Annotated in this window: 21 protein-coding genes, 1 pseudogene and 1 riboswitch; of the genes and pseudogenes, 8 read left to right on the top strand and 14 right to left on the bottom strand. The window is 40.7% G+C overall.

What is annotated here, in order from left to right:
* Positions 1–16 precede the first annotated feature (16 nt).
* Together rsmG and mnmG are read right to left on the bottom strand one after the other, a co-directional pair.
* Positions 17–673, bottom strand: a complete 657-nt coding sequence (rsmG, locus tag PSU78_RS11765) for a 16S rRNA (guanine(527)-N(7))-methyltransferase RsmG (protein ID WP_300388226.1) — start codon at positions 671–673, stop codon at positions 17–19.
* Positions 674–679: 6 nt separating this feature from the next.
* Positions 680–2,581, bottom strand: coding sequence for a tRNA uridine-5-carboxymethylaminomethyl(34) synthesis enzyme MnmG (mnmG, locus tag PSU78_RS11770; protein ID WP_300388228.1), 1,902 nt, complete (start codon positions 2,579–2,581; stop codon positions 680–682).
* A 334-nt stretch (positions 2,582–2,915) separates the two neighbouring features.
* Between mnmG and PSU78_RS11775 the strand changes: the two genes are divergently transcribed.
* Positions 2,916–3,371, top strand: a complete 456-nt coding sequence (locus PSU78_RS11775) for a DUF1924 domain-containing protein (RefSeq protein WP_300388230.1) — start codon at positions 2,916–2,918, stop codon at positions 3,369–3,371.
* Between the two features lie 228 nt (positions 3,372–3,599).
* Here the strand turns inward: PSU78_RS11775 and PSU78_RS11780 are convergent, their stop codons facing one another.
* Positions 3,600–6,491 carry a DNA methyltransferase gene (locus tag PSU78_RS11780; protein WP_300388232.1) on the bottom strand — a complete coding sequence of 964 codons (2,892 nt, stop codon included), beginning with the start codon at positions 6,489–6,491 and terminating at the stop codon, positions 3,600–3,602.
* A 249-nt stretch (positions 6,492–6,740) separates the two neighbouring features.
* Here PSU78_RS11780 and PSU78_RS11785 point away from each other — a divergent pair, with 249 nt between their 5' ends.
* Complete coding sequence (locus tag PSU78_RS11785) at positions 6,741–7,076, top strand: YegP family protein (protein ID WP_300388234.1); 336 nt, start codon at positions 6,741–6,743, stop codon at positions 7,074–7,076.
* A gap of 52 nt (positions 7,077–7,128) precedes the next feature.
* On the opposite strand, the gene mnmE is transcribed toward PSU78_RS11785, so the two are convergent.
* The 5 genes from mnmE to rpmH form a co-directional block, all read right to left on the bottom strand.
* On the bottom strand, positions 7,129–8,490 hold the full coding sequence (gene mnmE / locus PSU78_RS11790; protein WP_300388236.1) for a tRNA uridine-5-carboxymethylaminomethyl(34) synthesis GTPase MnmE: 1,362 nt from the start codon (positions 8,488–8,490) through the stop codon (positions 7,129–7,131).
* Positions 8,477–10,108 (bottom strand): membrane protein insertase YidC, encoded by a 1,632-nt coding sequence (gene yidC, locus PSU78_RS11795; RefSeq protein ID WP_300388237.1) that lies wholly within the window; start codon positions 10,106–10,108, stop codon positions 8,477–8,479. The genes mnmE and yidC overlap by 14 nt, the downstream gene beginning before the upstream one ends.
* A gap of 35 nt (positions 10,109–10,143) precedes the next feature.
* Positions 10,144–10,353 carry a membrane protein insertion efficiency factor YidD gene (gene yidD / locus PSU78_RS11800; RefSeq protein WP_300388239.1) on the bottom strand — a complete coding sequence of 70 codons (210 nt, stop codon included), beginning with the start codon at positions 10,351–10,353 and terminating at the stop codon, positions 10,144–10,146.
* 18 nt (positions 10,354–10,371) lie between these two features.
* Positions 10,372–10,779 carry a ribonuclease P protein component gene (gene rnpA, locus PSU78_RS11805; protein WP_300388241.1) on the bottom strand — a complete coding sequence of 136 codons (408 nt, stop codon included), beginning with the start codon at positions 10,777–10,779 and terminating at the stop codon, positions 10,372–10,374.
* Positions 10,780–10,883: 104 nt separating this feature from the next.
* The gene (rpmH, locus tag PSU78_RS11810; RefSeq protein WP_013149458.1) at positions 10,884–11,018 is read right to left on the bottom strand and encodes a 50S ribosomal protein L34; all 135 of its coding nucleotides are present in this window, start codon (positions 11,016–11,018) and stop codon (positions 10,884–10,886) included.
* Between the two features lie 260 nt (positions 11,019–11,278).
* Here rpmH and dnaA point away from each other — a divergent pair, with 260 nt between their 5' ends.
* From dnaA to PSU78_RS11830, 4 genes are all read left to right on the top strand, one after another.
* Positions 11,279–12,694: a chromosomal replication initiator protein DnaA gene (gene dnaA, locus PSU78_RS11815; protein WP_300388244.1), complete on the top strand. Its 1,416-nt coding sequence runs from the start codon at positions 11,279–11,281 to the stop codon at positions 12,692–12,694.
* Positions 12,695–12,976: 282 nt separating this feature from the next.
* Positions 12,977–14,077 (top strand): DNA polymerase III subunit beta, encoded by a 1,101-nt coding sequence (dnaN, locus tag PSU78_RS11820; protein ID WP_300388246.1) that lies wholly within the window; start codon positions 12,977–12,979, stop codon positions 14,075–14,077.
* Between the two features lie 63 nt (positions 14,078–14,140).
* A complete protein-coding gene (gene gyrB / locus PSU78_RS11825) occupies positions 14,141–16,582 on the top strand; it encodes a DNA topoisomerase (ATP-hydrolyzing) subunit B (RefSeq protein WP_300388248.1) in 2,442 nt (813 codons plus the stop codon).
* A gap of 197 nt (positions 16,583–16,779) precedes the next feature.
* Positions 16,780–17,873, top strand: a protein-coding gene (locus PSU78_RS11830; RefSeq protein ID WP_300388250.1) for an IS3 family transposase whose coding sequence is annotated in 2 segments (ribosomal slippage) — positions 16,780–17,035 and positions 17,035–17,873 — 1,095 coding nt in all. Because the reading frame shifts where the segments join, the coding sequence is not laid out codon by codon here.
* On the opposite strand, the gene PSU78_RS11835 is transcribed toward PSU78_RS11830, so the two are convergent.
* From PSU78_RS11835 to PSU78_RS11860, 6 genes and pseudogenes are all read right to left on the bottom strand, one after another.
* Positions 17,843–18,286: a cation transporter gene (locus tag PSU78_RS11835; RefSeq protein ID WP_300388252.1), complete on the bottom strand. Its 444-nt coding sequence runs from the start codon at positions 18,284–18,286 to the stop codon at positions 17,843–17,845. The two genes, PSU78_RS11830 and PSU78_RS11835, sit on opposite strands and share 31 nt — an antisense overlap.
* Positions 18,287–18,313: 27 nt before the next feature.
* Positions 18,314–19,414, bottom strand: a complete 1,101-nt coding sequence (locus tag PSU78_RS11840; protein ID WP_300388253.1) for a nickel/cobalt efflux transporter — start codon at positions 19,412–19,414, stop codon at positions 18,314–18,316.
* 9 nt (positions 19,415–19,423) lie between these two features.
* Positions 19,424–19,699, bottom strand: a complete 276-nt coding sequence (locus PSU78_RS11845) for a metal-sensing transcriptional repressor (protein ID WP_367186356.1) — start codon at positions 19,697–19,699, stop codon at positions 19,424–19,426.
* Positions 19,700–19,831: 132 nt separating this feature from the next.
* Positions 19,832–20,363: pseudogene (locus PSU78_RS11850) on the bottom strand (TMEM165/GDT1 family protein).
* An 11-nt stretch (positions 20,364–20,374) separates the two neighbouring features.
* Positions 20,375–20,540, bottom strand: a riboswitch (yybP-ykoY riboswitch).
* 352 nt (positions 20,541–20,892) lie between these two features.
* The gene (locus tag PSU78_RS11855) at positions 20,893–21,147 is read right to left on the bottom strand and encodes a Txe/YoeB family addiction module toxin (RefSeq protein WP_300388257.1); all 255 of its coding nucleotides are present in this window, start codon (positions 21,145–21,147) and stop codon (positions 20,893–20,895) included.
* Positions 21,147–21,398 carry a type II toxin-antitoxin system Phd/YefM family antitoxin gene (locus PSU78_RS11860; RefSeq protein ID WP_300388259.1) on the bottom strand — a complete coding sequence of 84 codons (252 nt, stop codon included), beginning with the start codon at positions 21,396–21,398 and terminating at the stop codon, positions 21,147–21,149. The genes PSU78_RS11855 and PSU78_RS11860 overlap by 1 nt, the downstream gene beginning before the upstream one ends.
* A 685-nt stretch (positions 21,399–22,083) precedes the next feature.
* Between PSU78_RS11860 and PSU78_RS11865 the strand changes: the two genes are divergently transcribed.
* Positions 22,084–22,968: a dihydrodipicolinate synthase family protein gene (locus PSU78_RS11865; protein WP_300388261.1), complete on the top strand. Its 885-nt coding sequence runs from the start codon at positions 22,084–22,086 to the stop codon at positions 22,966–22,968.
* A 167-nt stretch (positions 22,969–23,135) separates the two neighbouring features.
* Positions 23,136–24,587 (top strand): cryptochrome/deoxyribodipyrimidine photo-lyase family protein (locus PSU78_RS11870; RefSeq protein WP_300388263.1); only part of this gene is annotated, 1,452 nt, incomplete at its 3' end.

Genomic DNA, 24,587 nt, shown 5'->3' on the forward strand with positions numbered 1-24,587 from the left:
AACTAAATTGAATTAACTACAAATTGGTACTTATATAAACCAAGTGGCGCTCCGCCTCTAAACCCGCCACTTTCAACACTTCAATTTTGTTTACCTGCACGCCCGCACCTTTAAAATCTTGATGCTCAAACTCATGCGCAGGCACTTGGCCTTTCATAGCAAGCCATAGCCCATTTTCAGCCAATAAGTGCTTTGTAAGCTTTACAAACAAACCAATTTCAGAAAAAGCGCGTGAAATAATCACATCAAATTTCACGTCTTTTTTAAGCGCCTCTACGCGCCCAACTTCCACTTGAAAGTTGCTCAAGCCTAATTCACCTTTTACTTGGCGCATGAAGCTGGTTTTCTTTGCTACGGAATCTATAGCGGTCACTTGCAACTCTGGCAAACATATTGCTAAAACAATACTCGGCAAACCCGCACCTGCGCCAACATCCAATAAATTCTTTGGCGCTAAAGCTTGCACATGCGGCAACACACTTAAGCTATCTAACAAATGCAAAGTCACCATTTCTAGCGGCTCGCGAATTGCTGTGAGGTTATGCACCTTATTCCACTTATCAATAAGCAATAGATAAGCAATCAATTTCGCTTGTTTCTCAGCGTCTATGTGCAAACCCATCTCTTGCAAACCAGATTGCAGCTTGCTTTGTAGCATATCTATCAAAGCCATGCGAAGCTATGCAGCTAAATCGGCAGCTGGTTTACTGCGCGCTTTACGCTTTAAATACACCAATAACAATGAAATAGCAGCAGGCGTAATCCCTGAAATACGTCCAGCTTGACCTATGGTTTCTGGTTTTTGCGCGTTCAATTTTTGTTGTGCCTCAATCGGCAAGCCATGAATTTCACGATAATCTAAATCGTCAGGTAGCTTGGTATTTTCTTGACCTCGGCTACGTTCCACTTCGTCTGTTTGACGGTCAATATAGCCTTGATATTTTGCGGCGATTTCCACTTGCTCGCGCACGGCTGGCTCAACCTCGCCCAAACCAAGTTCACCTAAAGTCAGCACGGCATCGTAGCTCACTTCTGGGCGGCGCAATAATTCAAACAAACTATACTCATGCTCAAGTGGCTTGCCAAACATTTCAATCATTTTTTCTATTGGCACATTGGCAGGTTGCACAAATGTTTTTTTCAAACGCTCTTGCTCGCGCTCAACCGCTTCTTTTTTAATGCTAAAAGCTTCCCAACGCGCATCATCCACTAAGCCCAATTTGCGACCAATTTCGGTGAGGCGCATATCAGCGTTATCCTCACGCAGTTGTAGGCGATATTCCGCACGGCTAGTAAACATGCGGTACGGCTCAGTCACGCCGCGCGTGATTAAATCGTCCACCATCACACCCAAATAAGCTTCATCTCGAGCAGGGCACCAAGATTCTTTACCTTGCGAATATAGCGCAGCATTAGCACCCGCTAGCAAACCTTGCGCGGCAGCTTCTTCATAGCCAGTAGTACCGTTGATTTGCCCTGCAAAGAACAAGCCTTGCACCATCTTGGTTTCTAACGAGCTTTTTAAACCGCGCGGATCATAATAATCATACTCAATGGCATAACCTGGGCGCAGAATATGGGCGTTTTCTAAACCGCGCACTGAGCGCACTAATGCCAATTGAATATCAAATGGCAGACTGGTTGAAATTCCATTTGGGTAGATTTCATTGGTGGTTAAGCCTTCAGGCTCTAAGAAAATTTGATGTGAATCTTTATCGGCGAAACGGTGAATTTTATCTTCTACACTTGGGCAGTAACGTGGGCCGACACCTTCAATGACACCCGTGTACATCGGCGAGCGGTCTAAACCGCTGCGAATAATATCGTGCGTACGCTCGTTAGTATGCGTAATCCAACATGGCAATTGGGCAGGGTGCTGCGCCGCATTGCCCATAAAAGAAAATACAGGCACAGGGTCATCACCTGGCTGAATCGTCATGACAGAATAATCAATTGTGCGGCCATCAATGCGCGGTGGCGTACCTGTTTTTAATCGGCCTGCTGGCAAACCAATTTCGCGTAAACGTGCCGCTAATGAAATAGCTGGCGGATCACCCGCACGGCCTGCACTATAATTTTGTAAACCCACATGCACCAAACCGCCTAAAAAGGTACCCGCAGTCAGCACCACTGACTTTGAATTAAAACGCAAACCAATTTGCGTCACCACGCCCACTGCACGGTCACCTTCTAAAATAATGTCATCAACAGCTTGTTGAAACAGCCAAAGGTTAGGCTGATTCTCTAAGCGATGTCTAATCGCCGCTTTATACAACACGCGATCAGCCTGAGCGCGAGTGGCGCGTACGGCAGGGCCTTTGCTAGAGTTTAAAATTCTAAACTGAATACCGCCTTCATCTGTTGCAGCTGCCATTGCGCCACCAAGCGCATCAATCTCTTTAACCAAATGACCTTTGCCAATACCGCCAATGCTAGGATTGCACGACATTTGACCTAAGGTTTCAATGTTGTGTGTAAGCAATAAGGTTTTTTGCCCCATTCTGGCGCTGGCAAGCGCAGCTTCGGTGCCAGCATGCCCGCCACCAACGACAATCACATCAAAAACGTCTGGAAAATTCATATATTCAAGCTTGTCTTTCAAACAATAGGCACAATATAACAACTAGTAGGCAATACAATCACTTAAGACGCGATTGAATGGATTGTACAAAGGCTAGATTTTACTTTAATAGCCGCCAATAGTCATGTAAAAGCATGTTTTTTCACAGAATTAAGTCAACTCTTTTCACGTTAAAACGTTACCTTTACAAGATAGACACAATTTCTTAATAAACTTGGCATAATATTCGCTTTATAAAAATTAAAGCATGTTTTAGAAAACTACTTTATGATGTGAATGTTGAAGTACGATTGCTAAGTAAGCAAAGTTTTTTATTAAAATAATGGAGCAGCAAATGAAAAAATTAAGTATCCTTTTAGTAGCCATGTTGGGTTTTAGCGCGATTTCTGCACACGCCAGCATTGCCAATGCAAAAAAATTGGTATTGATTTACCATACTCAAGCAATCGCTGAAAACAAAGATTTTGCTGGCCCTTCAGCTGAAGAAGGCAAAGCATTCTTCAACAATAAAGTTAAAACTGTTGACGGTAAAGAAACTGCTTGTGCATCATGCCACACAGCAAACCCAGCCGATAAAGGTAAAAACATTGTAACGGGCAAGGCGATTCAACCATTATCACCAGCGGTTAACACAAAACGCTTTTCTGATTTTGACAAAGTTGAAGCTAAATTCTCACAACACTGTTTTGATATTTTAGGTGAGGACTGTACAGCTGCTCAAAAAGCTAACTACATTACTTACGTGTTAACTGAAAAAACACCAACTGCTAAAGCTAAAGCTAAAAAATAAGTTTTAAGTAGCAAATAAAAAGCAGTGTTTCACGTGAAACACTGCTTTTTTTACGTCCATTTTTTTGCAGAACTCTTTAAGCTTTGCGCCTACCAAAGCGTTGAGTAGCTGAGTCGGGCGGGCAAAGTGCCTTATCTTGCCTAATTCTGCCCACACGTTTACCGTGAAATTTTGCAAAATTCCGCGTGGGTAACAAGTTACCCACGCTACATGGTTTGCAAAGCGCGCTTAAAAGCTATTTTTATGCTTTTTCAACTTGGTTTTTTGCTTTGGTTTTTCTACAGGCAACAAACTGGTGAGCTGCTGATAACGCTCAAACAAAAACGCTACGCGTGCGGCATCGGTATTGGCGCCTTTGTAGCCATAAGCGGTATCTACGGCTTTATCTAAGGCTTGATGCGCTTTAAGTAAATTAGCAGGCATGGTCAGTGGGTCGTATAAATCGGCTAATGAAGCATTGCTATGTTCAGCACGAGCATCTAAAACCGCTTGAGCACAAACCTCTATTGCTTTGTAGGAGCGGCTTGCAGCCGCGAACCTTTTATGTTGCAAGCCGTCGGTTCGCGGCTGCAACCCGCTCCTACTTTCAGGCCATGGGAAGTTGTTATAAGTGATTTTTGCAGAATATTGATAATCGCTTTTCATGCGTCCACAAGTTGTTCGCGTCCAAGCCATGTGCATGTTGCTAGTAATTACGCCAAACTCAAATAAACTGGCGTTAGGGATTGTTTGTAATTTATCACCAGCAATTAAATCGGTGCTAGCGTAGGCAATTGGAATATAAACTCGCCTTTCAGATGAAACCCTAGGCAAAGCCAAATAGTTAGTTTTTGGCTGACGAATTTTCTGAAATAAGGTTGATTTAGCTGAGTCAGCTCTTGTTGTTGCATCGGTGCTTGCTAAGCGCATCGCCTTTACCCCCTCTATGCGCTTTATCACTTCAGGCATGGCGCGTAAAGTTTGTGGCGGACAATCAACCAACCACAAACAATAACGCGCTACGCCGTTAATAAACTCATCACCCATCGCAAAAGGCTTAATCCATTCGGCTGCTTGCGGTTCATTAGCAATTAAATCTGATTTTTCTTGTTCTGACATAATCAAATTGCCACCATCAGTTGGCTTGCTACCATTTACCATCGGCGATACACGGCAAATCGGCGTGGTGCGCGGCATCATTACTAAGTTTGGTGCATCCGCCAAATATGGATTGATATTACCAACCTTAACCGCATGCGGCTGACCCTTAATATCTTCATATTCATAAATGGTTTTATCCGCCACCTCTTGCAAACCAAATCCTATAATCACACAATGTACAGCAGCCTTGCCGCGCGCTTCGTTATTCCAGCTAAACGTGCGATGGGCAAAATGAATCTTAATGCCTTGCGCCAACATCCAACCCCACAACACCCCAACTTGCTCGCCTTGGGTAATGCTGTTGGTAGATACAAATGCCGCACGAATAGTAGGAGCGACGCCCTCGTCGCGAACACCGTTAATCGCGACGAGGGCGTCGCTCCTACCCAAAGCCACATACCGCGCCGCTTTAATATACCAAGCCGCCACAAAATCCAGCAAGCCTGCGTTTTTAATATCCTCACACACCAATTGCATATCAGCTTTTTGTTCAGCCGATTGATTACTTTTACCCAAAAACGGCGGATTACCCAACACATAACTACAGCGCTCTGCGGGTAGCACGCTTTGCCAATCGGTTTGTAGGGCGTTTCCACACACAATATGCAGCGTGGCTTTTAGCGGTATGCGTGCAAAATATTGACCAAATTCTTCTGAAATTTTCATGTTCATTTGGTGGTCAGTAAGCCATAGCGCGACTTGGGCAATTTGTGCGGGAAACTCCTCAATCTCTATACCGTAAAACTGATCCACATCGATATTAATCAGCGCTTGCACATCCATGACCAATTGCCCTGTTTTATGAATAGCGCGAAGTACTTCAAGCTCTAGTAGCCTTAACTCTCGGTAAGTAATCACCAAAAAGTTGCCGCAACCACAAGCAGGATCAAAAAAGGTGAGGGTACGTAGCCTTTGGTGAAACTCTGCTAAGCGGTTTTTATTACCTTTAACTTTTTCAAATTCTGCCCATAGCGCATCTAAAAACAGTGGTTTGATGAGCTTAAGAATATTCTCCTCACTGGTGTAATGTGCGCCTAAATTGCGCCGCACATCAGCATCCATAATGCTTTGAAACAGGCTGCCGAAAATGGCAGGGGAGATAATGCTCCAATCCAAGGCGCACAAATCTAGTAATGCTTCACGCATTTTGCTATCAAACTGAGCGGGTGGTAGCGGCTCTTCAAACAGCTTGCCATTTACGTATGGAAAAGCATTTAAACTTTCATCTAAATTGCTCAAGCGCTTATTTGGCGGTGTATTAAGGACATAAAACAGACTATTGATATGGTGCGCTAAATCGCTGCCATCGGTATTGGTTTTGGTTTCGATGTAATCTTGAAAAATGCGTTTTTCAAAAATAGTGGTGTCTTCTGCAAACAAACAAAATAGTAGGCGCACCAAATATAGCTCGAGCGCATGACCATCATAACCCACGGCTTTAAGCGCATCGTGTAGCTTGCCCATGCGTTCTGCCGCTTTAATATTAATGGGATCTTGCGCTTTAATAATTTGGGTTTGATAGCCTGCAATAAACCCGAACTGTTTTACGTTTTGGTAAAGTTCTTTTAGGGTAAATTCCACAACAGTTTGGGCGGTTAAATCATGCAGCTGAAAGCGCTGAAAATCACACACTAATACATAACGCGGTAAGTCGCGCTCTTGTATGCCAGAGAAATAATCAATAGCTTGCGAGTATGCGCGGGTTAGATCTTTACCTTTAGACTTCATTTCAACCAACAAAATACCTGGCCAAAATAAATCTACAAAGCCTTGCTTGGCTTTATTATCACTGTCACGATTCTGCCCGCCAAACTTTTTAACCGCATGCTCAAAACTTGCCACGCGCTTATTGTTGATGCCAAATATCTCAAAAAAGTCGATTAAAAATGGTTTTGCTTGGCTATCTTCATTGGCCGCATCTGCCCAATGTTTAGAAAAAGCATTCGCGCGAGTTTTAATTTCGTTCCATGAAAGTGGCATTTTTTTTGACTTATTGTTTTTTTATAGTTGATTGAAAGTATACACCGCGGCTTTGTTACGCGCCGTGTTGCTTGCTGTTGTGGTCGTATAAAAATGATTGTTTCACGTGAAACACAAAAATTAACATCTACGTTTGACAATTAAAGAGCAAAGGTATTGACGAGTGCGTGATTGCACGCCTATAGTATGGCAAGCGTATTTGTGCAAATACCACGGCGCTTTCACCGAACAAATATTGAGGAGAACTGTATGGCGGGTAAATTCGAATTAAAAACAGCAAAAAGCGGACAATTCCATTTCAATCTATTGGCTGGTAATGGCCAAATTATCATGCAAAGTGAAATGTATGAAAGCAAAGCAAGTGCATTAAATGGTATTGCTTCAATACAAAAGAACGCTTCAGACGATGCACGTTATGATCGCTTAGTTTCAAAATCTGAAAAACCATACTTCGTACTTAAAGCTGGCAACCATCAAGTAATTGGTCAAAGCCAAATGTACGAAAGCGAAGCTGGCCGCGATAATGGTATTGAGTCTGTGAAGAAAAATGCCCCAGAAGCAACGGTTGATGACCAAACTGCTTAAGTTTTAATTCTTGCTAATAATAAAAAAGGCGCTTAAAGCGCCTTTTTTATTATTACTTTCCAATACAGAATTTACTAAAAATTTCACCGAGCAAGTCATCTGGTGTAAACTCACCCGTAATGCTACTCAGCGCCTCTTGTGAAATTCTTAACTCTTCAGCAACTAACTCAGCTGAGTTAATTTGTTCGCTAGCCAACTGCAAATGTGCCTGCACTTGAATTAAGGCATCCAAATGTCTGGCGCGTGCCATAAAAACACCTTCAGAATTATTTTCATAACCCGCCAGTTTTAATAACTCAATTTTTAATAAATCCATTCCAAGGCCAGTTTTAGCTGAAAGGTAAATGTGCGTTGTACTTTCATTTTCTTGCACAATTTCTTTCACTTGAGCCATTTGGTCGGAGGCATCAATTTTATTATGCACCCAAATTTTGCGAATTTCTCGCGGCAAGCGGGCTAAAATCGATTCTTCAGTTGTCGTGATACCATGAGCTGCATCTATCAATAATAATGCGATATTGGCGCTTTGTGCGGCTCGCCAAGTTCGCTCAATGCCGAATTTTTCTACTTCATCGTCTGTTTCACGTAAGCCAGCAGTGTCAATCACATGCAAAGGTACGCCATTTATTTGAATGGCATTTTTGATGGTGTCACGAGTTGTACCTGCAATTGAGGTGACAATGGCAATTTCTTCACCTGCGAGCTGATTCATCAAACTAGATTTCCCAACATTGGGTTGGCCAACCAAAACGACATTAATACCTTCACGCAATAAACTACCTTGCTTAGCTTTTGCAAAGACCGAATTTAACTCTACGATAATTGCAGCTAATTTATCTGCTACGCGACCTTGTGTAATAAAATCAATTTCCTCTTCAGGAAAATCTAAGCACGCTTCAACAAACATGCGCAAATCGATGAGTTTTAAAAGTAGGGTATTGATGCGCTGCGAGAATTCACCCGATAAAGAGCGAACAGCACTTTTAGCGGCTTCAGCCGTAGCGGCATTAATCACATCGGCTACAGCTTCGGCTTGCGCTAAATCTATTTTGTCGTTGAGATATGCTCGGCGGGTAAACTCACCTGGCTCTGCTTGACGTGCGCCCAACTCAATGCAGCGCGCCAGCAAAATCTGCATCAATGCAGTCCCGCCATGGGCTTGAAGCTCCAACACGTCTTCGCCTGTGTAAGAATGTGGATTAGGGTAAAAAATGGCAATGCCACGATCAATTAAATCACCGTTGGCTTGTTTAAAATCTAGATAAGCAGCATAACGTGCAGCGGGGCAGTGCCCTAGAACTCCGGTCGCTATTGAGTTTGCGGCTGGGCCTGATACTCTTACAACACCAATACCACCAGCACCACTGGCAGTGGCGATGGCGGCAATGGTGTCTAGTGGTTTAGTGCTTGCCACCTGACTTTTTCAATAACGCAGCGGCATGAATTGATTTATTCACATACCATTGTTGCCAGATTGAGATAATGTTATTCACCACCCAGTACAACACCAAACCAGCAGGGAAGAAGAAGAAGAATACGCTGAATATCACAGGCATCCATGTCATTACTTTAGCTTGAATCGGATCTGTTGGTTTAGGGTTGAGCTTAGTTTGAATAATCATAGAAATACCCATGATTATTGGCAAAATGTAGTAAGGATCAACCGCTGAAAGATCTTGAATCCAACCAAAGAATGGTGCGTGGCGTAGTTCAATTGAACCTAGCAACATCCAGTACAGTGAAATAAACACCGGAATTTGAATCAAAATTGGCAAGCAACCACTCATAGGATTGATTTTCTCTGTTTTATAGAGCTCCATCATCGCTTGCTGCATTTTTTGGCGGTCATCACCAAACTTTTGTTTCATTGATTCTAAACGTGGTGCCAACTCACGCATCTGCGCCATTGAGCGATAACTTTTTGCTGATAGCGGATAGAAAGCTGCTTTAATCAACAATGTAAGTAAAATAATAGCTACGCCCCAGTTGTGTACCAAGCCGTGAATAAGTGATAACACCCAAAACAACGGTGAAGCCACCATTTTCAACCAGCCGTAATCTACGGTGTATTCTAAGCCTGGAGCGGTTTCTACTAAATCTTTCTTAGTTTGTGGACCAGAGAACAAACGTGCTGGAACAGATAAACTTGCGCCTGGTGCAATAGTACTTAATGTACTTTTTGAACCGATTCTATACATATGCTCGTTAAGCTTTTCTGTATAAAACTCGCGTGCTAAGCCATCTTTAGGAATCCATGCACTCACAAAGTAATGCTGCAACAAACCTACCCAGCCATCGCTTGAGGTCACTTTAAGCGGTTCTTTAGCCATATCTTTAAAAGCAAGTTTTTTGAATTTAGTCGCTTCAGTATAGTAAGTACCGCCAGTAAAGGTTGGCATCAGCTTAGAGCCTTGATTTGACTCGTTATCATGCACGATTTGGTAGTAAACCACTGGTGTAATGGCCGTCGCAGAGCCATTCTTGATTTCGTAGTTCACATCAATCGCATATTTATTACGATGGAATGTGTACACTTTATCCACAGTAACGCCATCGCTACCAGCCCAGCTTAAACGCACCTCTAAAGTATCTTTTCCTTCTTGCATTTGATAAGTGCTTTCAGCAGAGGTAAACACTGCTTTATGTGAAGGTAAATCTGCACCAATTAAACCTGTTTGCGCAACATAAGTCATTGGCTTTGCCGCATCATCCAACAACACAAAGTTGGTTTGAACGTTATCTGAGGCACGATGCTTCAACAACTCTAATCTACGTAAGTCGCCGCCTGTGGTTTCAATATCAGCTTTATATAGATCTGTAGTAACACTAATACGTTGCCCCGCTGAAAGTTTAAAATCACTATCTACAGCAACATTTCCAGCCACAGCTGCTGTGCCGCTTGCTGTACCAGCTACATTTTGACTGCTTTGTTGCACCACTTCAACTGGTGCATGTTGGCGCTGCCAAGCATCCCACAACATCAAAATTGACATTGAAAATATAACAAACAGAACTAAACGTTTTGTATCCATGATTTTTAGGGCAATCTTATAAAGTTTTTGAAATGTTAAGGAATTGGATCATGCCCACCGACATGCCAAGGATGGCAACGCAACAAGCGACGTAGTGTGTAATAACTACCAACAATCGCACCATGCTTATTAATAGCTTCTATTGAGTAGTGTGAGCAAGTAGGGTAAAAACGACATTGCTGGCCAAAGAATGGACTAAGCAATACTTGGTAAGCTTTAATCAACCATATCAGTATACGCGCCATTATGTTTATCACTAATTATTACAGGCTATCATTTGCTTGTGTCATTACTTGCGAACTCTTTTGTTGACTTAAAATAACACGTTGGTTTAATTTATTAATAAGTAAATCAAACTCTTGTTTTATTTGAATAAAATCTACTTTATCAAACTTTTTTTGTACTCTTATAATTAAGTCAACATGGCAAATATCATGCTGATTTAATCTAAAGAACTCGCGCAAAACTCGACGCATATAATTTCTACTTACCGCTAATTTAGCTGTTTTTTTTCCTACAACTAAACCTAAACGCGCACGTTGAAAATCATTTGGTTGATAGTGCATGACCAAATACTTCAAAGAAAAACGTTTGCGGAAATTAAAAACGGATGAAAAATCATCCGTTTTAATCATCTTGGCTTGCTTAACAAGCCTATATGTTTGCACCATTATTTTTTAACTGCTTTAGTAATACTGTAATTAAAAATTACTGCGATTAAAACTAACGCTAATAATGTTGCGATGTAATATAAAAGTCCTAACGGACTTTAAAATTACAGACCTAAACGTTTACGACCTTTAGCGCGACGAGCTGCAATAACAGCACGGCCACCTTTAGTAGCCATACGAACTAAAAAGCCATGCGTACGAGCGCGACGTGTTTTTGAAGGTTGATAAGTACGTTTCATGTAATTCTCCAGCGAGCGAAATGCTATAAAGGGCGCTATTAGACACGATAACCACCTATTTTGTCAACGTTTATTTAGTTTTGTAAAGATTGTATTTGCCTGTGGATAAGTTAACATAAACCAGCTAAAATGTATTTGATAAACTGTCTGAATTTAATGATGAAATTATATTATTAATGATAATAAAAACAAATAGTTAACAATTAATTATTGCAAGAATGATTGTTCTGCAAACTAAATACCTAGGTAAATCACGATAGATGGAAAATTTCTGGCCAACTTGTCTCAGTCGTTTTGAACAAGAGCTCTCAACGCAACAATTTAATACTTGGATTAAACCTCTACACGCAGAAGTAGATGGTAATGCAGTGCGCTTGGTTGCGCCCAATCGATTTGTGATGCAGTGGGTAAAAGAGCGTTTTCTTAAAAAAATTGAGCAGTTTGCGCATGATTTACAGTTAGCCAATATTAAAATTGATTTTGTTATCTCAGATTCGGATCAAAAAAATAACACTGAAAAGGCAACTACAAAATCTACGGCTAAAGTTGAAGTTAGCCATAATATTAATTTGATGGAATCAAAAATCAGTCAAATTAGCCAAGCGATTTCAACTTCTAAAAGTATCAATAAAAAAACTAATGAGCCATCTAAAGTGAGCTCAGGCTTAAATAGCGCATTTAATTTTGATAATTACGTGACTGGCCGAGCTAACCAATTAGCACGCGCTGCGGCCATACAAGTCGCTGAAAATCCAGGCACTGCATACAATCCATTATTTATTTATGGTGGCGTAGGGCTGGGTAAAACGCATTTACTACAAGCGATCGGCAATGAGCTAAAAAAACATAATCCAGATGCGAAAGTTCGTTATTTGCATGCTGAACGTTATGTCACGGATGTGGTAAAAGCTTATGAACATAAAGCTTTTGATGAGTTTAAGCGCCAATATCACTCTTTAGATTTATTACTAATTGATGATATTCAGTTCTTTGCAAAGAAAACACGTACACAAGAAGAATTTTTCTACGCTTTCAACTCATTGATTGAAGCGAAAAAACAAATTGTCATTACTTGTGACACTTATCCTAAAGAAATAATTGATGTAGATGAACGCTTACGTACACGTTTTAGCTGGGGTTTAACCGTTGCGGTTGAACCGCCAGAACTTGAAATGCGTGTGGCTATTCTATTGAAGAAAGCTGAAGCGGTTAATTTAAATCTACCTGAAGATGTCGCTTTTTTCATCGCTAAGCAAATACGCTCTAGCGTGCGTGAGTTAGAGGGTGCGCTGAACCGTATTATTGCGATGGCTAAATTTACTGGTCACAGTATTGATGTACATTTAGCAAAAGACGCGCTTCGTGATTTAATAGCTGTGCGTGGTAGGCAAGTAACGATGGAAAATATACAAAAAACCGTCGCTGATTACTACAAAATTAAAGTCGCTGAGATGTATAGCAAGAAGCGTACGCGTAATTTTGCACGTCCTAGGCAGATTGCTATGGCTTTATCGCGTGAACTGACTAATCATAGCTTTCCTGAGATTGGTGAGGCATTTGGTGGTAGGCACCACACTACGGTAATGCATGCCTGTGATGAAGTGGATTTATTAAGGCAGAATGATCCTACATTTACGCGTGATATTAGTTTTTTAGTACAAGTAATTAGAGATTAGCAATACTATTTAGATTGAATAAAAGTTTATAAATTACGCATATTTATATGTAGTTTATATCAAGTTAAGTTATGAACTTTCTGTGGATAAAAATAGGATAAGGTTGTGTATTTGTGAATTGCATTTTTTACTCAACAAATTATCCACAGTAGAATATGTTTTTATCAAGACAAAAAAACTAGCATTAACATGCTGATTTAATTAAAAAATAATCAGTTATCAACAGAAAATTGCAACATTATTATTGTTATTATTTATATATATATTATTTAGGTTATAAAGATGAATATACAAATCAACCGCGAAACATTGTTAAAGCCTTTGACTTCTGTCACCAGTATTGTAGAAAAAAGACATACTTTACCTATACTGTCTAATTTATTATTAGAGGCTAAACAAAACAAAATTCATCTAACCGCAACAGATTTAGAAATGCAAATATCGCTTTCAATAGAAAGTGCAACCACAGGTGATTTCTCAACAACAATATCAGCTAAAAAACTATTAGATATTTGTCGTTCATTGCCAGATAGCTCAGAAATTAATATGGCCACAAACGACAGCCGTATTACTTTAAAAGCTGGTAAAAGTAGATTCAACTTACAAACCTTACCTGCAGCAGATTATCCTGTGATGACTAAAACACAAGGTGAAAGTACTTTGGTAACGATTGGTCAGCGTCAGCTAAAGGATTTATTAAAACAAGTTGAATTTGCCATGGCTCAACAAGACATTCGTTATTATTTAAACGGCTTGTTATTTGAAGTGGTTGCTAATCGTTTGAATATTGTGGGTACAGATGGCCATAGATTGAGCTTTACATCTGCCGAACTTAAACAAAACTATGACAAGCAAGATGTTATTTTGCCACGCAAGACTGTGATTGAGTTAATCAAGTTGTTAGATGATAGCGATGAAGATGTACAAATTGAACTAGCAAGTAATCAAGTAAATTTTAGTTTTAGTCATTTTAAATTAATCTCTAAGGTGATTGATGGTAAGTTTCCTGATTACAACCGTGTGATTCCAACAGGCCATCAAAATTCATTTACAACGGATAGAGTAGGAGTGTTGTTAGCGATGCAGCGCGCTTCAATTTTATCGAATGAAAAATATCGTGGTATTCGTATGGTACTAAGTAATAATAATTTAAAGCTAATTAGCACCAATAGCGACCAAGAAGAAGCAGAGGAAGAATTAGAAATCGATTACGCAGGTGATAGCTTAGACATTGGTTTTAACGTTACTTATTTAATTGATGTCTTAAATAACACTAGTAGCGAACAAGCAACCTTCTCATTTGCGGATGCAAATAGTAGCTGCTTAATCACTGTGCCTAAGAATACTGATTACAAATATGTAGTCATGCCAATGCGTATATAAGCTCATGTTTCACGTGAAACACTAAATTAAACCCAAATATATATTTATATAAAGACAAAAAGCATGGCTGAAAATCAAGCAGAATTACCACCAGAATTACCAAAAGTTTCGCCAGATTATGACTCATCAAGCATTAAAATACTTGAAGGTTTAGATGCTGTTCGCAAACGCCCAGGTATGTATATTGGCGATACGTCTGATGGTTCTGGTTTACACCATATGGTGTTTGAAGTACTTGATAACGCGATTGATGAAGCTTTAGCTGGTCATTGTGATGATATTAAGGTCACTATTCACTCGGATAACTCGATTAGTATTTCAGATAATGGCCGTGGTATTCCAACAGATATTAAAGATGATGATAAGCATGAGCCAAAGCGCTCAGCTGCCGAAATCGTGATGACTGAGCTTCATGCGGGTGGCAAGTTTGACCAAAATTCATACAAGGTTTCTGGTGGTTTACATGGTGTAGGTGTTTCAGTAGTGAATGCCTTGTCTGATTGGTTGCGCTTAAAAATTTACCGTAAAGGTGAAGTGCATCAAATGGAGTTTCATCGTGGCGTGCCAGTTTCACCTTTAGTTAAAACAGGTGTGACTGAAAAACGTGGTACCGAAGTTCACTTTTTAGCATCAGTAGAAACTTTTGTATTAGTTGAGTATCATTTTGAAATATTGGCAAAACGTATTCGCGAACTCTCTTTTTTAAATAATGGTGTGAAGATTGAGTTACTTGATCAGCGTACAGGTAAAAGTGAAAACTTTGCCTATTCAGGCGGTATTAAAGGTTTTGTGGAATACATGAATCGTACTAAAACAGTGCTTCATCCAAAAACTTTTTATGCGATAGGTGAAAAAGATGGCATGACGATTGAAGTTGCCATGCAGTGGAATGACTCATATACAGAAACCGTACAATGTTTTACCAACAACATTCCACAACGTGATGGTGGCACGCATTTAACAGGCCTACGCACTGCCATGACACGTACATTAAATCAATATATTGAACAAAGTGATATTGCCAAAAAAGCTAAAGTAGAAACAACAGGCGATGATATGCGTGAAGGTATTTGCTGTGTGTTATCAGTAAAAGTACCAGACCCAAAATTCTCATCACAAACTAAAGATAAGTTAGTTTCAAGTGAAGTGCAACCAGTGGTATCAGAAGTGGTTTCTGCTAAATTAGCTGAATTCTTAGCTGAAAACCCAGCGGATGCAAAAATTATTGTAGGTAAAGTAGTAGATGCCGCTCGTGCCCGTGAAGCAGCTCGTAAAGCCCGTGAAATCACACGTCGTAAAGGTGTGATGGATACCATGGGCTTGCCAGGTAAACTGGCTGATTGCCAAGAGCGTGACCCAGCAAAATGTGAAATTTACCTAGTTGAGGGTGACTCAGCGGGTGGTTCAGCTAAACAAGGCCGTGATCGTAAGTTTCAAGCGATTTTGCCGTTAAAAGGTAAAATTTTAAACGTAGAAAAAGCACGTTTTGATAAGTTATTAGGCTCGCAAGAAATTGCAACGCTCATTACCGCACTTGGTACTAGTATTGGTAAAGCCGACTTTAATGCAGAAAAACTACGTTATCACCGCATTATTATCATGACCGATGCTGACGTTGATGGTGCGCATATCCGTACATTATTGCTCACATTCTTCTACCGTCAAATGACAGAACTAGTAGAGCGTGGTCATATTTATATTGCTCAACCGCCTTTGTATAAAGTAAAACAAGGTAAGGATGAGCGCTATTTAAAAGATCAACAAGAGCTAGATCAATACTTACTACAATCTGCACTAAAAGGCGCAGAGCTAACCACTAAAACAGGTGCCGAAGTTATTACAGGTGCGCCATTAGCCGAAATAGCTAAACAAATGGTGCTGACAGAAGCAGTCATACGTAGAATTGCAGCGCTTTATGATGAAAGCGTGTTGCGTGCTATGCAAGACTTAGGTGAAATGAGTTTAAGTACAAAAGAAACTACCGAAATTGCCGCAGCTAAATTACGCCCTATCTTAGGCGCTATTGGTAGCGATGTTATTGTGGGTTTTGACAAAGAAGCAGGCGCACATCGTTTAGAAATCAATAAATACGTACATGGAAATTTGCAATGCTGCGTGATTGATGCTGAGTTCTTAGGTTCAGGCGATTATCGTCAAATTAGCAAAATGTCAGTGATGCTACAAGGTTTGTTAGGAGAAGGCGCGTTAATCAAACGTGGTGAAAAAGAACAAACCATCACTACATTCAAGCAAGCGCTTGATTGGTTGCTAGAAGAGGCGAAACACAACCTCAACATACAACGCTATAAAGGTCTTGGCGAGATGAACCCATCGCAACTGTGGGAAACCACCATGGATCCAACGGTACGTCGTCTACTTAAAGTACAAATTGATGATGCAATTGCAGCCGATGAAATATTCACCACATTAATGGGCGATCAAGTTGAACCTAGAAGAGCTTTCATCGAAAGCAACGCCCTAGGTGTGGGTAACTTAGATATTTAGTATTGTAGGTTCTCTCTAAAGTCGCGATAATTCGCAAAAAGTGAGATATTGAGAGAATAATAAAAAAGCCCGAAAGGGCTTTTTTAGTACTTAAAATAATAATTATGATTTTAGAAATTGTAGTTATTGATGTGACCTGCCCCCCACTTGCCCTACCAATGTAAAATGAAATAAAGTCCACTTTTAGGAGTGGCTAAATGAAGAAGAGTAGATATACAGAGCAACAAATCATTGGTTTTTTAAAAGAAGCAGAAGCTGGTTTCCCAATAGCCGATTTATGCAGACGTGAAGGATTTGGCGTCGGCACCTTTTACAGTTGGCGTGCCAAGTTTGGCGGCATGGATAGCACAGAAGCGCAGCGCCTTCGTTCATTAGAGCGCGAGAACGCCGACTTAAAGAAGCTACTAGCCGAAGCCCATTTAGATATATCAGCACTTAAAGTGGCCTTTGGGGTAAAGCGCTAACCCCACAAGCGAAGCGTGACGGCATTCAACGCATCCTAGATGCACAAATAATGTCCGAGCGTCGAGCCTGTCGTTTGGTGGGGTTAACCAGATCATCATGGCGCAAACCGCCACAGCATGATCAAAGCACATTAGATTTAAAAGCGCGGATCAAAGCGTTAGCGCATGAGCGCAAACGCTTTGGCTATCGTCGCATACACGACATGCTGAGGTTTGAGGGTGTGCAGGTTAATCACAAGCGCGTCTATCGTTTATATACCGAGCAAAAGCTATCAGTAAAGCGACGTAAGAAAGCTAAGAGACCAATGACTGAGCGAGCCGAGCTATTAATACCAGAAGCAGCCAACCAAGTCTGGAGCATTGACTTTGTGATGGACAGCTTGGCGAATGGGAGGAAACTTAAATGTCTAACTATTGCCGACGATAAAACACATGAGTGTGTGGATATTGCGGTGGATCATGGCATCAGTGGTTTATATGTCACACGCATACTTGAGCAAGCGGCAGTGTTTCGGGGCTTTCCACAAGCGATTAGGACTGATGGTGGCCCAGAGTTTACCAGCCGCGTTTTTATGGGCTGGATGCATACCAATGGCATAGAGCATTTATTGATACAGCCAGGCAAACCGACGCAGAATGCTTATATAGAGTCATTCAATGGTAAGTTTCGAGATGAGTGTTTGAATGAGTATTGGTTTGAAACATTAAACCAAGCGAGAGTTGCCATCAACAAATGGCGTAAAGATTATAATGAGGTAAGACCGCATAGTAGTTGTGGACGTATCCCACCAGCTATCTATGCGCAAAGGCTTAGACAAATAAAATGATTTTTAAACGGACTTTTTTCAATAAATACTGGTAGGGTTATTGGGGGCAGGTCAACTGCACCAATTATTCCTATGGTGCTTGCGTTTGGAATGATTGGATTGAAAACTTTATAAACAGCTTCACCCAACACCACAACAGCAAAGAAAAGCATAAATAGGCCTTTAACCATTGATGCTTGTGCTTGCTTTCTAGGCTCACTGGTAATCACATAAATGCTCAAGCCATAGACTAAGGCATCACCGAACATATCTAGGGCATCTGCCATTAATGAGGTTGAATGCGCTAATGTTCCAGCAACGCCCTCAATCAGGAACATAAGTGCATTGATTACTAAAACCACCTGCAATACCTTACGGTGTTTATTGACTAGATTAGTAATCTCACAGGATTTATCTTCACAGCAGTTTGCCATATGTTTACTTCCTAGTTACTCCCACTTCTATCCTAATATGTGTTTCAAGCCTTCAAACCCAACATAGCAACCTATCAAAATCATCAGTCCGCTTGAAAAGTATGGTGCTTTACGTGACCAACTTCCAAATCCACTCCATTTAGTAGAAATATGTTTCACACTTAATGCTGCAATGACGCCTGAGAAAACCATCGTGAGTGCTAGGCCAATACTAAAGCCTAAAACCAATGTGGCACCCAATGCAAAACGTTTTAATTGTAAGCATAACAACAGGACTGTGATAGAGGCTGGACATGGAATTAAACCGCCAGTTAAGCCAAATATCACGATTTGCCCAGTGGTCACTTCACGATTGGTGAAGCGTTTCTTAATATCGTTGGCATGTGCCAGTTCGTGGGCATCTTGATACTCAGAATCATTGAGGTCTAGCCCAGTATGCTCACCTGCATGTTGATGACTGTGTTCGGTAAATTCAACATCATAATCATGCGTATGCTGATCATGACCCAAACGCAGACGCACCATAAATTCATGTGGCTCAGGAATCTCTTCAATAGACTCAACAAAACCATCACGTTGCACAAACTGGAAAGATTGTTTTGTGCCATCAGCACGTTCAATTTCAATATGTACTTGATCTGTTGCCCATGCATGGCTAGGTTTCTCTGCAAATAAGCGGAAACGTGGAGGTACACCCTCTTCAAATACTTCTAAGCGAACAACACCGTGGCCGGTATCAATGTATTTGGTTTCATCATGGTCATGGTGGTGTTCCGCTTCCTGTCCTTGAGACCATGTACGCCATACCATCCATAAAGCAATACTAATGATTAATACGGCTGAAACTACTTGTAAATAGGGTTCAGTGGCTTCGGCATTCCAACGACTACCAAAATACAATCCTGTTAACGCAACTGCCCAAACTACAGCAGTATGTGATGCAGCAGCAGATAAGCCCAGTAAGACTGCCTGACTCACTGTGCCACGCACTGCGACTATAAATGCTGCCATCATGGTTTTAGAATGACCCGGCTCTAAGCCGTGTAAAGCACCTAAGAGAATAGCAGTTGGTATAAACAGCCAAGCATTGGCTGAACCTTGCTGTAATAAAGCTGATAAATCTGTCATGCGACTTCCTTAGAGATACTTAGTAATTTGTTTGAATTCTTTGATAGTTTCATCTGCACTTTGGCTGCCTTCACGTACGGCATGCTCAAGGCAGTGGTCAATGTGATCGTGCACTAATACCTTCTTGGCATTGGCTACGGCACTTTCAACGGCTTGTAGTTGTTGTGCTATATCTAAACACGGGCGAGCGTCTTCTAGCATGACGATGATGCTCTTCAAATGGCCTTCGGCGCGTTTGAGACGTTTAATGATGTCGGGATGCGAATTGTGTATACTCATGTTCATCCTATCCTATGGGGTAGGATAGGATGATAACATCTTTTAATATATATAAATTAGTCAGCTTAGTTTTTTGTTCTACTTAACTGACAACGCTCAGGGCATTTGGCATCAACAAGCTATCACTCTAAGAAATACTTAAGTGAAAAGTTTTTCAATTTTAAGAAGTGTCAATAGACCCATCAAGGCAAATATACCTGCAGCGATAGAATGAACAAGTTTCATCGGTATTTTTGCAGCAAATTTGTTACCAACGAAAACTGCTGGAACATCGGCTATCAGCATACCCAGGGTAGTACCAATGACTACCAGCAAAGGTGTACCATAGTTTGCCGCTAGGGCAACTGTGGCAATCTGTGTTTTATCGCCCATCTCTGCAAGAAAAAATGTGACTAGCGTTGCCCCAAAAACACCTAACTGCTTAGCCACTTGAGTTTCTTCTTCTTCAATTTTGTCTGGAATGAGTGTCCATATCGCCATGCCGACAAATGAAAGTCCAAGCGCCTAGAGCACCCGCTAAACCATGATTAATGAGGGTTGCACAAAGAATACCTAAAATAATAGGTACTGGTTTTTTAAATCGAGCTGCGAGGATAAAAGCAAGCAGTTGAGTTTTGTCGCCAATTTCTGCTAAAGCGACAACGCCAGTTGATACAAGTAAAGCTTCCAATTTGAAATTCCTTAGCTGGTGTGAGACAAAAGGCTACAGTCAGCCCACCAGCGTGAAGCTCTCTATAGCCAAAAGTCTTGCTAAGCATTTGCTGCTTACACCATAGCTTTTAGAAGCTAAGTATGTTGATGTAAGCCACCTCTTTGCGAGGCGAAGCTACTCCCTAATGACGAACAGATATTAGCGTTAATTAAGTGATTTGTCCAATATTGCAATGCCTGCTTTGGGGACTTAGCGTGCATTCTCAACTGTCCGCTATTGGGCAGCCTAATCAATGGTAGCTAAGGTCGGCTCCGTGCCGACCACGGACGTACCCGTTCCCTTCTAAAATGGCCGCTGCCGGCAGTATTGCAGTCATCAAAACTTAATTACCTAGCTGGCGTAACAGCACTACCTTTTCAACTAAATATTGCACGAAACAGAGCACTTGCTTATAGATGGTCATCATTCGAATCCAACCTCAGATTGCAAATAGCCTTAATTTTAAAGCCAAGCCATAGGACTGATTGCTAATTTAAAAAATCAATGATTAATAGTGATAACGACACTGCGCTATTGATAGTCGTGAATCGTCCACCTTATAAACAAGCCTATGCTCTTTATCTATTCGCCGAGACCAATAGCCAGACCAATTATGTTTTAAAGGTTCGGGGTCGCCTAACTCTTCAAACGGGCTACGTTTAATATCTTTAATCAACTCATTAATACGCTTAACCTTTTTTTTATCCACTTCTTGCCAATATAAATAGTCATCCCAAGCGTGTTCCGCCCACATTAAAATCATTATTCAATCATCTCATGTTGCTTGGCTTTACCTTGTGAAATCTCTGATATAGCTTGATTCAAACGCTCTCCATTTTTAGGACTTGCCATCAAATAAGCGGTTGCTTCATAAGACTGAAAGTCATCATAGCTCATCACAACAACTGGTTTAGCATTTTGGCGTGTGACAAGTAAAGGCGTATGATCTTGATTTACTTTGTCCATTTGCTTGGCTAAATTTGTGCGAAAATCTGAATAGCTTAGTGTATCCATAGTTAAAACTCCTCTTTAATTAACATTGTACGTATTATTGTACCTATTTACCTATTAAGTACAATAGTACGTAAAATAACTTTAAACTTCTTTTTTATTTTGTAAAGAATGGTGGGTTTGAATCGGAATTACTGGCGGGTTTGAACTGGAATAGGTGGCGGGTTTTACTGGAATAAGCAACTTATCCAATAAATTGCGATTCATATATTTTTTTGGTCTTCGTAAAGTAATGTGTAGGTAATTATGCCTACCGCACTTCGTCAAGTAAGAGTGGACTTAACCCGTTTTGGTAGACATATAACAATGTCGAAACTTAAATGTAGGATTATCTAGAAAATTGAGAATAATTTACATTAAATTCTCTTTACTATACAGTTAACTTATTGATTTTTCATTATTGAAATATAGGAATAAAAGAGAACCTACAATGACAAAATAAATGAAACTTTGTACAAGAAAGTTAAATTGAACTGACAGAATAAGAGAAATAGTTCGTTAAAAAAACAGGCACTAACGCCTGTTTTTTTATGTGTTAATTTTGAGGTTAATTAAATTTGTCGAATGCCAGATAACTTGAAAAATGTGCCAACTAAGTGAAAAATCATTGCCAGATAAAATGCAAATTTCGGAATTTATACAAGATAACAGATAAACTAGCACTTTTCATTTTTTAGGAAGTCTAGAGATGTTCACTGGTCTGAGTGCTTTTCCGTTAACACCAATGAATGAATCTTCAATTGATAAAGCCTCATTCATTGGTTTAATCCAACGGCTTGCAGAGGCCAAAGTTAACTCGATTGGTGTGTTGGGTTCAGCAGGAAGTTACGCTTATCTCAACCGAGAAGAACGAAAACTAGTGACTGAGTTGGCTATCAATCATGCACATGGGACAGCTGTCGTGGTTGGTATTGGGGCGTTACGTACAAGAGACGTGCTTCTATTGGCAGATGATGCCCAAAAGGCTGGCGCTAGCGGCCTTTTATTAGCGCCAGTCTCGTATCAAAAACTGACCGATGATGAAGTATTCACGCACTACAAGGCAGTCTGTGAAAATATCTCTATTCCACTTTGTATCTACGACAATCCCACCACAACCCATTTTGAGTTCAACGATGTTTTGCATGGGCGTATCGCCGCATTACCAAATGTTACAAGTATCAAAATTCCACCACTTCCCAATAATCCTAAGGAAGCTAAAGCGCGTGTTGACCGATTGCGCTCTTACATTCCTAACCATATCACCATTGGAGTTAGTGGCGATCATTCAGGGGCAATAGGTTTAAATGCAGGCTGTGAAGCATGGTATTCGGTGATTGGTGGCCTATTTCCATTGCCCATTCTTGAAATAATTCAAGCATCGCAGGCAGGCAACCCAGAAGAAGTAAGCCGTCTCTCAGCAGGACTAGAGCCCATATGGGGCTTCTTTAAAAAGCACGGAAGTCTTAGAGTAGTTGCAACTATTGCTGAGTTGATGGGGTTAGTTCAAGTACCATCCCTTCCATTGCCAATTAAATCGCTTAGTGGGGAAGAGCGTCAAAAATTGAAAGCTTGCTTAATATATTTTAATTAAAACCACATAAATTTTAAAAACTGAATTTTTGTTATTCGACATAATTTTTAACGTTATTTGACTTTTATCTTTAGGCTCCTTAAGGGAGCCAAATTTTTTGCTGTGATCCAGTGTAATATTGATAATCTCATCAAATTTTAATGGTTTTTTAGTTTACAAAAGTTAAGATGAAACCTTTAGCTCATATTGTATGGTTCAAACATGACCTAAGAGTGCACGATCATGCTGCGCTATTAGGAGCTAGTCAGCTAGGGCCAATTTTGCCAATTTTTTGTTGGGATACTTCTATTTGGCTAGGTAAAGATTACGCCACCCAACATCAACAATTTGTTAAAGAGTGTTTGGTTTCACTTCGGTATCAATTGCAATTGATAGATTTATCATTGCTTGAGTTTCACGGAGGTATGATTGAGATACTTAACCAAATCGCGCAGCATTACAACATTAGCAGCTTACATAGCCACGAGGAAACGGGTAACAATGATAGTTATCAGCTTGATAAATCCGTTGCTAAATGGTGTAAAGCCAATTATATAGAGTGGTTTGAGTATCCCCAAAATGGGGTAGTCAGACGCTTAAAAAGTAGAAATTCGTGGGCTGCACATTGGGAAAAGCGCATGGCTGCTCCGCAAGCACCTTTACCATTACAAGCAAATATGGCCGTTATCTCGACTGGATTAGTGTTAGAGAACATCACAGAAATTAAGCTAATCCAATCCAATTTAAGCCAAATGGATAAACCTTTAAGGCAAAAAGGTGGGAAAGATGAGGCTATAAAAGTATTACACACTTTTTTAAATGGCCGCGCCAGCCGTTACCGTGGCGGTATTTCAAGTCCACTTTCTTCGGAATCAGCTGGTTCTAGAATCTCACCTTATTTAACCTGGGGTGTGCTCAGCATGCGTGAGGTGGTGCAAAAATTACGTCAGCAAAAAGCCAATATTCAGTCTAAGCCATCTATTTATCCTAAGGGCTTGTCTGCTGGCTTAGTAGGATTTGAGAGCAGGCTGCATTGGCATTGTCATTTCATACAAAAGTTAGAGTCAGAACCGGCAATTGAGTATCAAAACCTGCATCCCATGTTTAATCATTTGCGAGATCAGCAGTACGCCAGCACAGAGCAGCAAGCTAGATTAATAGCATGGTGCAATGGACAAACGGGCTGGCCATTAGTGGACGCTTGTATGGCGATGTTAAAGCAAACGGGTTGGATTAACTTTAGAATGCGTGCAATGTTGATGAGTACTGCAAGCTATTTACTCTGGCTGCATTGGCGTGAAACAGGACTGCATTTGGCCAGAGAGTTTTTGGATTACGAGCCAGGTATTCATTGGTCACAAGTACAAATGCAATCAGGTACCACTGGTATTAACACTTTACGAATATATAACCCCGTTAAGCAGGCCATTGACCAAGATCCTGAAGGGATATTTGTGAGACGCTGGCTGCCAGCTTTACGCACGGTGCCCAATACTTGGATTTTTCAACCATGGTTGATGCCCGAATCATTGCAAGCGGAATACGGCTGTAGGATTGGAAGTGATTACCCCGCACCATTGACTGATGCGTATTACGGCTATCGTGACCGATCAAAACGGACTATCGTGACCAGTTGCGCA

Source organism: Methylotenera sp., assembly GCF_029945705.1.
GTDB lineage: Bacteria > Pseudomonadota > Gammaproteobacteria > Burkholderiales > Methylophilaceae > Methylotenera.

What these genes read in the sequence shown, in the direction of transcription:
- rsmG (WP_300388226.1), bottom strand. Translation starts at nt 673, where the DNA reads ATGGCTTTGATAGATATGCTACAAAGCAAGCTGCAATCTGGTTTGCAA.
- mnmG (WP_300388228.1), bottom strand. Translation starts at nt 2,581, where the DNA reads ATGAATTTTCCAGACGTTTTTGATGTGATTGTCGTTGGTGGCGGGCAT.
- PSU78_RS11775 (WP_300388230.1), top strand. Translation starts at nt 2,916, where the DNA reads ATGAAAAAATTAAGTATCCTTTTAGTAGCCATGTTGGGTTTTAGCGCG.
- PSU78_RS11780 (WP_300388232.1), bottom strand. Translation starts at nt 6,491, where the DNA reads ATGCCACTTTCATGGAACGAAATTAAAACTCGCGCGAATGCTTTTTCT.
- PSU78_RS11785 (WP_300388234.1), top strand. Translation starts at nt 6,741, where the DNA reads ATGGCGGGTAAATTCGAATTAAAAACAGCAAAAAGCGGACAATTCCAT.
- yidC (WP_300388237.1), bottom strand. Translation starts at nt 10,108, where the DNA reads ATGGATACAAAACGTTTAGTTCTGTTTGTTATATTTTCAATGTCAATT.
- yidD (WP_300388239.1), bottom strand. Translation starts at nt 10,353, where the DNA reads ATGGCGCGTATACTGATATGGTTGATTAAAGCTTACCAAGTATTGCTT.
- rnpA (WP_300388241.1), bottom strand. Translation starts at nt 10,779, where the DNA reads ATGGTGCAAACATATAGGCTTGTTAAGCAAGCCAAGATGATTAAAACG.
- rpmH (WP_013149458.1), bottom strand. Translation starts at nt 11,018, where the DNA reads ATGAAACGTACTTATCAACCTTCAAAAACACGTCGCGCTCGTACGCAT.
- dnaA (WP_300388244.1), top strand. Translation starts at nt 11,279, where the DNA reads ATGGAAAATTTCTGGCCAACTTGTCTCAGTCGTTTTGAACAAGAGCTC.
- dnaN (WP_300388246.1), top strand. Translation starts at nt 12,977, where the DNA reads ATGAATATACAAATCAACCGCGAAACATTGTTAAAGCCTTTGACTTCT.
- gyrB (WP_300388248.1), top strand. Translation starts at nt 14,141, where the DNA reads ATGGCTGAAAATCAAGCAGAATTACCACCAGAATTACCAAAAGTTTCG.
- PSU78_RS11835 (WP_300388252.1), bottom strand. Translation starts at nt 18,286, where the DNA reads ATGGCAAACTGCTGTGAAGATAAATCCTGTGAGATTACTAATCTAGTC.
- PSU78_RS11840 (WP_300388253.1), bottom strand. Translation starts at nt 19,414, where the DNA reads ATGACAGATTTATCAGCTTTATTACAGCAAGGTTCAGCCAATGCTTGG.
- PSU78_RS11845 (WP_367186356.1), bottom strand. Translation starts at nt 19,699, where the DNA reads ATGAACATGAGTATACACAATTCGCATCCCGACATCATTAAACGTCTC.
- PSU78_RS11855 (WP_300388257.1), bottom strand. Translation starts at nt 21,147, where the DNA reads ATGATTTTAATGTGGGCGGAACACGCTTGGGATGACTATTTATATTGG.
- PSU78_RS11860 (WP_300388259.1), bottom strand. Translation starts at nt 21,398, where the DNA reads ATGGATACACTAAGCTATTCAGATTTTCGCACAAATTTAGCCAAGCAA.
- PSU78_RS11865 (WP_300388261.1), top strand. Translation starts at nt 22,084, where the DNA reads ATGTTCACTGGTCTGAGTGCTTTTCCGTTAACACCAATGAATGAATCT.